General features: G+C 57.8%; 12 protein-coding genes. 8 read left to right on the plus strand and 4 right to left on the minus strand.

Going from position 1 to position 12,483, the window contains the following annotated elements; all coding sequences use genetic code 11:
• Positions 1 to 6: 6 nt before the first annotated feature.
• The 3 genes from AC2FIC_RS00850 to AC2FIC_RS00860 form a co-directional block, all read right to left on the minus strand.
• Positions 7 to 864 carry a bile acid:sodium symporter family protein gene (locus AC2FIC_RS00850; protein ID WP_496690945.1) on the minus strand — a complete coding sequence of 286 codons (858 nt, stop codon included), beginning with the start codon at positions 862 to 864 and terminating at the stop codon, positions 7 to 9.
• A gap of 72 nt (positions 865 to 936) precedes the next feature.
• Entirely contained in the window at positions 937 to 1,671 is a 735-nt protein-coding gene (locus AC2FIC_RS00855) for a glutamine amidotransferase (RefSeq protein WP_496690944.1), read from the minus strand.
• A 17-nt stretch (positions 1,672 to 1,688) separates the two neighbouring features.
• The gene (locus AC2FIC_RS00860; protein ID WP_142636773.1) at positions 1,689 to 3,461 is read right to left on the minus strand and encodes an SLC13 family permease; all 1,773 of its coding nucleotides are present in this window, start codon (positions 3,459 to 3,461) and stop codon (positions 1,689 to 1,691) included.
• Positions 3,462 to 3,571: 110 nt separating this feature from the next.
• Here AC2FIC_RS00860 and AC2FIC_RS00865 point away from each other — a divergent pair, with 110 nt between their 5' ends.
• Positions 3,572 to 4,312, plus strand: a complete 741-nt coding sequence (locus AC2FIC_RS00865) for a YebC/PmpR family DNA-binding transcriptional regulator (protein WP_142636775.1) — start codon at positions 3,572 to 3,574, stop codon at positions 4,310 to 4,312.
• Between the two features lie 137 nt (positions 4,313 to 4,449).
• On the plus strand, positions 4,450 to 5,721 hold the full coding sequence (locus AC2FIC_RS00870; protein ID WP_496690943.1) for an MFS transporter: 1,272 nt from the start codon (positions 4,450 to 4,452) through the stop codon (positions 5,719 to 5,721).
• A gap of 14 nt (positions 5,722 to 5,735) precedes the next feature.
• Here the strand turns inward: AC2FIC_RS00870 and AC2FIC_RS00875 are convergent, their stop codons facing one another.
• Positions 5,736 to 6,620 carry a LysR family transcriptional regulator ArgP gene (locus tag AC2FIC_RS00875; protein WP_496690942.1) on the minus strand — a complete coding sequence of 295 codons (885 nt, stop codon included), beginning with the start codon at positions 6,618 to 6,620 and terminating at the stop codon, positions 5,736 to 5,738.
• A gap of 86 nt (positions 6,621 to 6,706) precedes the next feature.
• Here AC2FIC_RS00875 and AC2FIC_RS00880 point away from each other — a divergent pair, with 86 nt between their 5' ends.
• The 6 genes from AC2FIC_RS00880 (at position 6,707) to AC2FIC_RS00905 (ending at position 12,483) form a co-directional block, all read left to right on the plus strand.
• Positions 6,707 to 7,306, plus strand: a complete 600-nt coding sequence (locus AC2FIC_RS00880) for a LysE/ArgO family amino acid transporter (protein ID WP_496690941.1) — start codon at positions 6,707 to 6,709, stop codon at positions 7,304 to 7,306.
• A gap of 40 nt (positions 7,307 to 7,346) precedes the next feature.
• Positions 7,347 to 8,255: a DMT family transporter gene (locus tag AC2FIC_RS00885; RefSeq protein WP_496689676.1), complete on the plus strand. Its 909-nt coding sequence runs from the start codon at positions 7,347 to 7,349 to the stop codon at positions 8,253 to 8,255.
• Positions 8,256 to 8,342: 87 nt separating this feature from the next.
• Entirely contained in the window at positions 8,343 to 8,915 is a 573-nt protein-coding gene (gene betI, locus AC2FIC_RS00890) for a choline-binding transcriptional repressor BetI (RefSeq protein ID WP_271949443.1), read from the plus strand.
• Entirely contained in the window at positions 8,912 to 10,420 is a 1,509-nt protein-coding gene (betC, locus tag AC2FIC_RS00895; RefSeq protein WP_281994927.1) for a choline-sulfatase, read from the plus strand. The genes betI and betC overlap by 4 nt, the downstream gene beginning before the upstream one ends.
• Before the next feature lie 86 nt (positions 10,421 to 10,506).
• Positions 10,507 to 12,165, plus strand: coding sequence for a choline dehydrogenase (gene betA / locus AC2FIC_RS00900; RefSeq protein WP_496690940.1), 1,659 nt, complete (start codon positions 10,507 to 10,509; stop codon positions 12,163 to 12,165).
• Positions 12,166 to 12,243: 78 nt separating this feature from the next.
• Positions 12,244 to 12,483, plus strand: a complete 240-nt coding sequence (locus AC2FIC_RS00905) for an HP1242/YdcH family protein (RefSeq protein ID WP_142636790.1) — start codon at positions 12,244 to 12,246, stop codon at positions 12,481 to 12,483.

Here is a 12,483-nt window from a genome sequence, read left to right on the forward strand (position 1 = left end):
TTCCTCTCAGCTGCGGCGCAGCCAGGCGATAAATGGCAGGGCGACGACATACATCAAGATACCATAGACGGCCGATGGCAGAGCAAGAGGGCTTAGCCCGTTTTCCGTGCTGGTAATCAGCGCTGCCAATGTGATGCCAAGAGTCGAGTTTTGGATGCCAGTTTCGATTGAGATCGTCTTGCTCTCGTTCCATGACAGGTTCACAGCGCGGGCCAGTCCCAGCCCGATCAGCAGCAGCGCAATGTTCAGGGTGATCAACGCCGACCCCATCAGCCCCAAATTTTCGACGAACATTTCCCAGTTCCCGGCCAGCGCGGCGAGAACGATCAGGACGAAAAGAATCGAAGCCAGTTTGGACAATGGGGCATCGACCCGCTCTGCGAATCCTTTTGCGAAATGCCGTATACTGACGCCGATAGCGACGGGCAGGGTGGTGATCAGGAACATCGCTATGGCCAGCCCGGTGATCGAAACCTCGGGTGCGTCCTCGCCCATGAAGTGATTGATCGACCATGCGGCCAATACGGGTACCGTCACCATCGACAACAAGCTGATGATGGCTGTCAGGCTGACGGAAAGAGCGACATCACCCTTGGCCAGTTTAGTCAGGATATTGCTGGTAACACCGCCGGGGCAAAAGCTGAGGAGCATAACACCGACTGCTATTTCCGGTGGCAGTGCAAAGAGTTTGACCGTCGTAAATGCCGCAATGGGAAGCAAGATCACCTGGCAGAACGCCCCTATCGCAAAAGGGTATCGTCTGCTGACAACCCGGCGGAAATCGGCGATCTCAAGCCCGACACCCAAGGACAGCATGATTATGGCCAACGATAGTGGCAGGCCGACATTAATAAGCAGATCCAACTACAACTCCTCCCAAAGCCGTTCGGACCAGCGTAAGCGAGGGTCAAAGCCGCAGGCAACCGCGCCGTAGGGTCAGCCGTAGCGTTGGGCGAACCTGCGCAGGATTTCACCGGGCAGAGTGACATTGGCGGCGTGGCAAATGTCGATCAGACGCTGCGCATCTTCGGGCGGGAAATAGCCGTGGTGTTTGTAGATGGTGATGCGCTCTTCAAAGTCGCGGGCATCCGCCTCGGGGTGGAACTGTGTGGCATAGACATTCTGACCCCAGCGGATCATCTGGAACGGGCAAGGGTCCGAGGCAAGCAGATGCACGCACCCATCTGGCAGGGATTGCACAGCCTCTTTATGGCCCACAAAAGCATCAAAACTCTGACCCAGCCCCGAGATCAGTGGATCGGTCGCACCGTCCTCTGTCACGTGGCAGGTTGAGGGGCCGACGGGCTCTCCGAACTGGTCCTTGCTGACATCGCCCTCCAGATGTGCGGTCAGAATACCCAGCCCATAGCAGCACCCCATGAACGGATGATCGCGCGCGGTGATCTGCGGCATCAGGCCCATGATGGCGGCTTCGGTGCGGGCATCCGTCGGCGATTTTGTCGCCGGATCATCGCTGACACAGCCGGGGCCACCGCCGACGATCACCCCGGCATAGTCGGTCACGTCCAGACCGTCGGGCAGGTCTTCGCAGTCCAGCCGGATGCGGTGGGTCTGTTCGGGGCTCAAGCCGGTTTTGTCCAGAATCGAGGCATATTCGGCATCGGACGCATCGGTTTCCGGGCGTAACTGCAGGATCAGAAATCGTTTCATGAAACGGCTCTTACCCGTCACAACGGCCAGAACACAAGGATGGCGGGTATCGAAACCGCAATGATCAGGATTTCCAGCGGCAGGCCCATGCGCCAGTAGTCTCCGAACCGATAGCCACCCGGACCCAGAACCAGCGTGTTGTTCTTATGCCCGATAGGCGTCAGGAACGCAGCCGAGGCTGCAACGGCGACCGTCATCAGAAACGGGTCGGGGGAAACCTCAAGCGTGCGGGCCATCTGAATGCCGACCGGGGCCGCCACAATCGCCGTGGCGGTGTTGTTCAACACGTCCGACAGGGTCATGGTGACCACCATCAGAACGGTCAGAATAGCCCATGCAGGCAGGCCGTTAGTTAACTGGATCAGCGCATTGGCGATCAGTTCGGTGCCGCCCGAGGTTTCCAGCGCACTGCCCAGTGGGATCATCGAGCCCAGCAAAACGACCACTGGCCATTCGATGTGAGTATAGAGATCCGCGATTGGCATGATCTTGGTCAGCACATAGGCAACCACAACAAGCCCCAATGCGACCGGCAGGTAGATCAGCCCAACACTGGCCGCCAGCACCGCGGTGGCAAACAGGCCAATCGCAAGCCACGCCTTTTCATTGGCGGTGACGTTCAGACCGCGTTGGGCCAGCGGTAGGCATCCCAGCCATTCGGTCACATCGGCGCTGCGATCACGCGGGCACAGCAACAACAGGATGTCGCCAGCCTCAACCTCGGTTTTGCGGACCTGTTCGGTGATGCTGCGGCCCTGGCGCGAAATGCCCATCAAAACGGTGCTCTGCCGCCATGCCAATCCCAACCCCTGCGCCGTACGCCCGGTGATGCGGGCGTTTTCGGTCACGACAACCTCGACGACTTCCAGCCCGTCGCCTTCAGCGGTCAGAAGCTCCTGTCGACGTGTGTCCGAAAAATCCAGCTTCAGCGCCGCGCGGAATTCATCCAGCGCCTCGGGGCGGGCCTCAAGCACCAGCGCGTCACCCTGATTCAGTGTTGCATGGGCCGACCGGCCATAGCGGCGCTTGCCGTCGCGGATCAGGCCGATGATGGCGACGTCGGATTTCTCGGCATCTTCATAAAGCTCGCTGACCCGTTTGCCGATCAACGGCGATTCCGGTGGGACGGTCAGTTCTGCGATATATTCGGCCAGCGCCTCAGAGGTTTCGGTTTGCGGTCCCCGGTTCGGGATCAATCGCCAGCCCACCAACGAGACAAAGGCAAGCCCGGCAATCGCAGCAATGCCACCCACAGGGGCGAAATCGAACATACGAAAGGGCTCGCCCAGAGTTTCTGCGCGGATTGAGGCGATGATGATGTTCGGTGGCGTGCCAATCAGGGTCGCCATCCCACCCAGAATTGTTGCAAAGCTGAGCGGCATTAGCGTCAGGCCGACGGCTCGTCCGGCTTTTCGTGCGGTCTGAATGTCGACCGGCATCAACAGGGCCAAGGCAGCGACGTTATTCATGAAGGCGGACAGAACCGCCCCGATACCGCCCATCAAGGCGATATGGGCCCCAAGGCCGCGTGACGCGTCAACCAAGGATCGCGTGATCAGGAATACCGCACCGGACCGGACCAGCCCGGCCGAAACGACCAGAACCAGCGCGACGATGATGGTCGCCGAGTGACCAAAACCGGCAAAAGCGTCATCGACGGGCACGACACCCAACACCACTCCGATCAGAAGCGCGGAAAACGCAACAAGATCATAGCGAAACCGCCCCCAAAGCAGCATTCCGAATACAGTGGCAAAGAGAGCGAAAAGTATGATCTGATCTGTCGTCATACCGCCAACATACTCGCAGAAGAAGCCGTCGCAAGCCGGTCTCTTGATCCCATGGCCCGCAAACGTCTATATGGGCGCCAAATACGCAATCACTATCACGAGGACGCACCATGGCAGGCCACTCCAAATGGGCCAATATCCAGCACCGCAAGGGACGTCAGGACGCCGCGCGGTCCAAACTGTTTTCCAAGCTGTCAAAAGAGATCACTGTTGCCGCTAAGATGGGCGACCCCGATCCCGACAAGAACCCGCGTCTGCGTCTGGCGGTGAAAGAGGCCAAGTCAAACTCGGTCCCCAAAGACGTGATCGACCGGGCGATCAAGAAATCGCAGGCAGGCGACGGCGACGAATACGAAGAAATCCGGTATGAAGGCTATGGCCCCAACGGCGTGGCCGTCATCGTCGAAACGATGACCGACAACCGGAATCGGACCGCATCGACCGTGCGCTCGACCTTTTCCAAGAATGGCGGCAATCTTGGCGAGACAGGTTCCGTCGGCTTTATGTTCGAACGCAAGGGTGAAGTGGTCTATCCGGATACGGTTGGTGATGCCGACACCGTGTTCGAAGCGGCCATTGAGGCAGGCGCGGAAGATGTTGAAAGCTCGGACGAGGGTCATATCATCTGGTGCGCCGACACCGATCTGAACGACGTCTCGAACGCGCTCGAGGCCGCGCTGGGTGAAACGGAATCCACCAAACTGGTTTGGAAGCCAAGCACCACGACCGAGCTGGGGCTTGAGGATATGCAAAAGCTGATGAAGTTGGTCGATGCGCTGGAAGATGATGATGACGTTCAGCGCGTCACAACGAATTTCGAAGCATCGGATGAGGTGATGGCGCAGCTTTGATCTGCCCCGCATCCTGAGATTTGGAAACCCGGCCCTCAGGCCGGGTTTTTTTGTTGGTTGGAGGATAGGGCTATTGGCCGATCAGGTTCGAACTCATAGGCTGGGTCGAATAGCTGGAGCAGCGAGTCAAAGTGCAGATGACCGAACCCCAATCTGAATTGGCCAAACGTAATGTGCCCGTCCTGACCGGGCAGAGCATTCTGTCCCAGGTCGCCTGGACCCTTGGCAGCCCGTCCATTGTCTTGCCGTTTCTTGCGGTTTCGCTGGAACTTCCGATGTTCATCGCCGGTGCGCTGGTTTCGATCCGTATGGTCGGCAGCATGATCGCCGATGTGTTTCTGGCCCAGGTGATTGCGCTGCGCGAACGGAAGAAACGCAGCATCGCGATGACCGAGGTTGTGATCGGGGCGTGCCTTGTCATGGCTCTGGCAGCGGCGGCGACGGGCAGCGTCACGTTGACGGCAATATCCTTTGTTGCAGCATTTTTTGTGATCGGTCTGGTGGATGAGATCCAGACATTGCTGTTCACAGACCTGCTGGGCGACCACGTTCAGTCCAGATCACGGATGATCATGCGATACCTGCAGTTAGGGGCCGGAGGGCTGGCGGCCATTGGTCTTGTGCTGTTGGTCCACCAGATCACGCTGGGCAACCCTCCGTTTGCGCGGCATTCGGTTGTGATTGGGGTGTCAGTTGTGTTCTTCCTGCTGTCGGGCCTATCCATCCTCGCGATGTCCGAGGTCCCGCATCACAGAACTTCCGACGCACATGAGGGCGAAAGCAAAAGGCATTGGTCCGAATATCTCACTGACATTTTGTCGATGTTCAACCACGCCTGGTTCCGGCGCTATATGGTGATGCGCCTGCCGATTGTGGTTGTTGGCCTGTCGGTTCCGTTCTTTGCCCTGATGGCGGCCGAGGCGCATCACAGTTCAGCCAGGGGTCTGACCGCCATGATCATTTCCTCGGCCTCTGGATATCTGGTTGCGGCACCCCTGTGGCAGTTCGTTAACCTGAAATCCCACCGGGCGGTCATGGTCTCAGGCACTCTGATGGTGGCCCTGACCGGAGCAGGGCTGCTGGCGGTCCATTACCTCCATATCGATCATGAGGTGCACACCCATGCGATTGCCCTGTTTGTGGTGACCGTGGCGGTCACGGGTATCAGCAGTGCTCGAAAGCTGTATTTTCTGGATGTCGCCCCGTTTGATCAGCGGGTCAAAGGCGCGGCTGCGGTGAAAAGCATCTCGCGGATTGTTGCGGTCATCGTGTCGGCGGCGCTGGCTGGGCTGGCGCATATGCACGAGGTCTCTGCGGCGGTTTTGATCGTTGTCTTGGTCAGCCTGATCGCAGCTTTTGCCTGTTACCGGGTGGTGACGCCAATTCCTAAAGCGCCCGAGCCATCCTGATCGGCCAATCCTGTCTATCGTTGAATAAGCGCGACGACAGCCGCGCGCTTTACAGCGGCGGTCAGAGGCGACAGGGCCGAGGATAAGACCCGCCCGACCTGCCAGGTCAGCGGCACATCAAGGGGTGCGTCTGGTATCAGAGGGCAGAGCCGACCATCTGCCAGAGCCTGCTGGACTAACCCTTTCGGGTTCATTCCCCACCCAAGACCGGCAATCGCAGCGTCAACAAACCCATGCGAGGATGGCAGGAAATGCGATGGCGGGGAAATGTGGTGCCCGAACTCTCGCGCAAACCAGGCTTTCTGAAGACCGTCCTTTTGATTGAAGGTCAGGCACGGTGCCATGGCAAGGCTGCTTTTGGTTACACCGTCCCGAAACCATTTTTGCATAAAACCTGGGCTGGCCGTTGGAATATACCTGAAATCCCCAAGTGGATGGGTATCGCAGCCAGAGACCGGTTGCCCTCCGGTGGTAACAGCCGCGCTGACCTCACCGCGGCGCAACCAATCGGCCGAATGGTCCTGATCATCAATTACCAGATCGAACAGCAATTCATCTGTTTGGGCCATCGCAGCGATGAACCATGTGGCCAAACTGTCTGCAGGAATTGCAATGCGCACCTGGGTCGGGCCAGAGGTTCCCTCCAACGCAAGTTCACGGGCCAGCTGTGCCTCAAGCAGCCCGATATCCTCGGCGTATCTGGCAATGCGCAAGCCGGCGGGTGTCGCTGTGCAGGGCGCACCACGAGTGATCAGAGCGGCGCCTATCCGATCCTCTAATGACTTGATCCGCTGCGATATCGCCGAAGGCGTCACCGACAGCTCTGTGGCGGCGGCGTCAAAGCTTCCGTGGCGTAGAATGGCCGAAAGTGCGGCAAGGTGATTGGGATCCAGCAACATTAGCAGAGCTTAACCAAGTGTAACTTCTTTAATTTGATAAGTCGACTGACTGGCTCTAGTCAATCAAATCGAACACAGGAGGTTTCATGTCCGCATCTCTGATTTCCGGATTCGCTCTGGGCTTTAGTCTGATTTTGGCCATTGGTGCGCAGAACGCCTTTGTCCTGCGTCAAGGGCTGCGCCGCGAACATGTTTTTGCCCTATGCCTGACCTGCGCCGTATCGGATGCCATTCTGATTGCGGCAGGGGTTGCCGGGTTCGGAACGCTTGCTCAGACTGCTCCTTGGTTCGAGCCGGTCATGCGCTATGGCGGGGCTGTGTTTCTGACCTGGTACGGGTTGCGCAGCCTGCTATCGGCCTGGCGCGGCGGGTCTTCCATGGATGTCAGCGAAGGGACACGTTCAAGTCTGAGGTCTGTCCTGCTGACCGTGCTGGCATTCACCTGGTTGAATCCGCATGTCTATCTGGACACGGTGGTTCTGATCGGGTCGATATCTGCACAATATGATGACCGGTTGGCCTTTGCTATTGGAGCGATGCTGTCCAGCTTTGTCTTCTTCTTCTCGTTGGGCTACGGGGCAAGGATTCTGTCGCCGGTCTTTGCCCGCCCAAGGGCATGGCAGGTGCTGGATGTTGTTATCGGTTTTGTCATGCTGGCGATTGCGGTCAAGCTGGTGGCGATCTGAGGTCTTGTTCCCACCTGTGTTTCGGTGTTGAACCGTTAACATGACAACTCAACCTAACACCTATCGGCCATTGGCGGGAATGTTCTGGATGTTTTCCGCCGGTCTGTCCTTTGTTGTCATGACTGCGCTCGTCAAATCTCTGGGCACCTCCATGGACCCGATACAGGCCGCATTTCTGCGCTTTGTCTTTGGGTTGGTGTTCCTACTGCCAGCGTTAAGGCTGATCGTTACGACACCTCTGACACGTAGGCATCTGACACTGTTCGGCATCCGCGGGGTGGTTCACGCCATTGCCGTGATGCTGTGGTTTTTTTCCATGACCCGAATTCCGTTGGCCGAAGTCACGGCCATGAACTACATGACGCCAGTCTATGTCACATTGGGTGCTGTCCTGTTTCTAGGCGAGAAACTAGCCTTCCGCCGGATTGCCGCCATTGGTGTCGCATTGATCGGTGTCGCAATTATTCTCCGACCTGGGTTTCGGGATATCTCGGTTGGTCACGTGACCATGTTGGGGACTTCGTTGACGCTTGGTGCATCCTACCTGCTGGCCAAGATGCTGGTGCGAGATCTGCCGCCCTCGGTCGTGGTTGCACATATGTCCATATGGGTGACGATGGCGCTGATACCTTTCGCCATTGCCGTGTGGTCCCCTCCAAGTCTCCATGATTTGGGTGTGCTGTTTCTGGTTGCCTGTTTTGCCACACTTGGACACTATCTGATGACCTTGGCCCTGCAGGCCGCCCCCGTAGCAGTGACGCAGCCCGTCACATTCTTACAGCTGATCTGGGCCACGCTGGTTGGGGCGTTGGTTTTCCACGAAAGCGTAGATTTGTGGGTGGTCGCCGGCGGCACGCTGATTCTGTTGGCAGTCAGTTTTATTGCCTGGCGCGAGGCCGTGTTGAACCGCAGCAGCCTGACGACCCCCAGTATTGCACCTAAACTCTAGCCGATTTTTGCCGAAAAAACGTTATTAATTGACGAGTCAATAAAAATCTCCTAGCGTTTTTCTATCAAAAGCAGTTGAGGGGTACGGATGCCGAAACTCGGAATGGAGCCAATCCGCCGTGATGCGATCGTAAAGGCAACGATTGCTGAGCTCGGGTCGAAAAAATCCCTCGATGTAACCGTCAGCCAGATCGCTAAGCGGGCTGGCATGTCCAGCGCGCTGGCACATCACTATTTCGGCGGTAAAGATCAGATTTTTCTGGCAGCGATGCGCCGCATCCTGTCGGATTTCGGGGCAGAGGTCCGGTCCGAACTGAAAGCAGCCACGCCAAGTGGACGCGCGCAGGCGATCATCCGGGCATGCTTTGCCCCATCCTGTTTCACGCCGGATGTGACGGCAGCGTGGATGACATTCTACGTTCTTGCGCAGACCAATGACGACGCCCTGCGATTGTGGCAGATTTATCAGGCCCGAATCCGGTCGAACCTGGTTTATGCGCTGCGCCCGCATTTGGCCGATCCGGTTGAGGCGGCCGGGAACATGATCGCCTTGATCGACGGACTTTATATCCACGCCGCGCTGAGCGCCCCGGAAGAACCGCAACTGGCTGTAAACCACGCGATGCGCGTGCTCAGCACCTTGCTCGAGGCCGAGAAATGACTAAACCTAATATTCTGATCCTGATGGTGGATCAGTTGAACGGGACCCTTTTTCCTGACGGTCCTGTCGACTGGCTGCATGCGCCAAACCTGAAAAAGCTGGCCGAACGATCCACGCGATTTGCGAATGCCTATACGGCGTCGCCCCTGTGTGCGCCGGGTCGGGCCAGTTTTATGTCCGGTCAGTTGCCGTCGCGCACTGGTGTCTATGACAATGCCGCCGAGTTTGGCAGTGATATTCCGACATATGCCCACCATCTGCGCCGTGCAGGGTACTATACCTGTCTGTCGGGCAAGATGCATTTCGTCGGGCCTGATCAGTTGCACGGGTTTGAAGATCGCCTAACCACCGACATCTACCCCGCCGATTTCGGCTGGACCCCGGACTACCGTAAACCAGGCGAGCGGATTGACTGGTGGTATCACAATATGGGTTCGGTCACGGGCGCAGGTGTAGCCGAGATTTCCAACCAAATGGAATATGATGACGAGGTGGCCTATAACGCCAAGTCCAAGCTATACGATCTGGCCCGTGGCAAGGACGACCGTCCATGGTGCCTGACTGTAAGCTTTACCCACCCGCATGATCCCTATGTTGCACGTCGCAAATACTGGGACCTGTACGAAGATTGCGAGCACCTTCTGCCCGAGATTGCCGACCTTGGTTATGATAATCAGGACCCGCATTCGAAACGGATTTTTGACGCCAATGACTGGCGCAGCTTTGACATCACTCAAGAAGATACCCGCAAATCACGCCGCGCTTATTTCGCCAATATCTCTTATCTGGACGACAAGGTCGGAGAAATCCTCGAGGTGTTAGAGACTACGCGGCAAGAGGCGATCATCCTGTTCGTTTCGGATCATGGCGATATGCTTGGTGAACGCGGATTGTGGTTCAAGATGACCTTCTATGAAGGGTCATCCCGCGTCCCGCTGATGATCTGTGCACCCGATCTGCCAGCGGGCCGGATCGACGCTCCGGTTTCGACCATAGATGTGACGCCGACCTTGGGTGCTCTTGCCGGTGTCGATATGGCAGAGATCGCGCCGTGGACAGATGGCGAAAACCTTGTGCCGCTGGCCATGGGGCACGAGCGCAGTGCGCCGGTCGCGATGGAATATGCAGCCGAGGCCTCTTATGCGCCACTGGTGTCCTTGCGTTATGGCAAATGGAAATACAACCGATGTGCGCTAGACCCTGATCAACTGTTCGACCTCGAGACGGACCCTTCCGAGTTGGAGAACCTCGCAGACAGGCCAGAGCACGCAGGAACGTTGCAGACCTTGCGTGCCAAGTCCGATGCCCGTTGGGATCTGGATCGGTTCGACGCCGAAGTTCGCGCCAGCCAGGCGCGTCGCTGGGTCGTGTACGAGGCGTTGCGCCAGGGCGGGTATTATCCGTGGGACTACCAGCCCCTGCAGAAAGCATCTGAGCGGTACATGCGTAACCACATGGATCTGAATATCGTCGAGGAAAGCCAACGCTTTCCACGCGGAGAGTAACAACCCGAATTAACAAGACCCTCTCCGGTCAGGCAGAGATTTTTCGATGAAAAATCTTGGCTCCGGTTGAGAATGGAGACCCGAAAATGGAAGCAGATTTCGTCATCGTCGGCGCAGGTTCCGCAGGCTGCGCGATGGCATATCGTTTGAGTGAGGCCGGTGCCTCGGTTCTGGTGATCGAGCATGGCGGTACCGACATGGGCCCGTTTATCCAGATGCCCGCCGCGCTAAGCTATCCGATGAACATGTCGCGCTATGACTGGGGCTATCAATCCGAGCCTGAGCCGCATCTGAACAACCGCCGCCTGGCCTGCCCGCGAGGGAAGGTGATCGGCGGATCCTCTTCGATCAACGGAATGGTTTATGTGCGCGGCCACGCCCGGGACTTCGATACCTGGGCCGAGATGGGCGCGGATGGCTGGTCTTATGCAGATGTGCTGCCGTATTACAAACGGATGGAGACCTGGCATGACGGCGGTCATGGTGGTGATTCCGCGTGGCGGGGCACTGACGGGCCGCTGCATGTGTCGCGGGGCCCGCGTGCGAACCCGCTGTTCCAGGCCTTTGTCGATGCGGGCCAGCAAGCCGGGTATGAAATCACGGGCGACTATAACGGTGAAAAGCAAGAAGGCTTCGGCCCGATGGAGCAGACCGTCTGGAAAGGGCGGCGCTGGTCGGCGGCAAATGCTTATCTGCGGCCTGCGCTCAAGCGCGAGAACTGCGATATCGTGCGCGGTCTTGCGACCCGGATTGTTCTGGAAAACGGAAGCGCTGTTGGTGTTGAACTGATCCGTGGCGGCAAGACAGAGGTCATCCGCGCCCGCCGCGAAGTGGTCATCGCAGCCTCGTCCATCAATTCGCCGAAACTTTTGATGCTGTCTGGAATCGGCCCGGCTGCGCATTTGGCTGAGCAGGGGATCGGAGTTGTTGCAGACCGTCCGGGGGTTGGCGCAAATCTACAGGACCATTTGGAGCTGTATATCCAGCAAGCCTCGCTTCAGCCGATCACGCTCTACAAACACTGGAACCTGGTCAGCAAAGGCCTGATCGGGGCGCAATGGCTGTTCACCAAGACCGGCCTTGGTGCCTCGAACCAGTTCGAAAGCGCGGCCTTCATCCGATCAAGGCCGGGTGTCGAATACCCCGACATCCAGTACCACTTCCTGCCGATGGCGGTGCGCTATGACGGGCAGGCTGCGGCCGAGGGGCACGGGTTCCAAGCACATGTGGGTCCGATGCGATCGGAATCACGGGGTGCTGTGACATTGCGCTCGGCTCGACCCGAGGACGCACCTGTCATCCGGTTCAATTACATGAGCCAGGAAAAAGACTGGGAGGAGTTCCGCACCTGTATCCGCCTGACGCGAGAGATTTTCGGGCAAGAGGCGTTCAGACCCTTTGCCGGGAAAGAGATTCAGCCCGGTGCTGCGGTACAAACAGATGAAGAGTTGAACGCCTTTATCGCTGAGCATGCCGAAAGTGCCTATCATCCCTGCGGCACCTGCAGGATGGGACGGGCGGATGACCAGAACGCGGTTGTCGACTCCGAAGGCCGGGTGATCGGCGTGGATCGGCTGCGTGTGGCGGACAGTTCGATCTTTCCGCAAATCACCAACGGCAACCTTAATGCGCCGTCGATCATGGTGGGCGAGAAAGTCTCGGATCATCTGCTGGGCAAAGATCCGTTGCCCAAAGCCAATGATCAGCCTTGGATTCATCCGCTATGGTCCTCGGCGCAGCGCTGATTTGATCCGCGTCAAAGCGGGGGGAGTGGGACCAATATAGACCTGAATCGCAACGCATTTTCTAAGGAGCGAACAGGAATGTCCCACACCCCGCACGAATTGGCCGAAGAGTTTCCCGACAAGGTCGAATTGATCAGTCAGCTTAAACAGTCCGATGCGCATTTTTCTCGTCTGGCTGAAGAGTATCATGAGGTCAATCGTATCGTGCACCGCGCGGAAACTAACGTCGAGCCGATGGAGGACCTTGCCGAAGGCGAGCTGCGCAAGAAACGCGCCGCACTGAAGGATGAGATCTGGGCGATTTTGTCGAACGCTTAA

The organism is Ruegeria sp. CDSC079 (assembly GCF_059610505.1).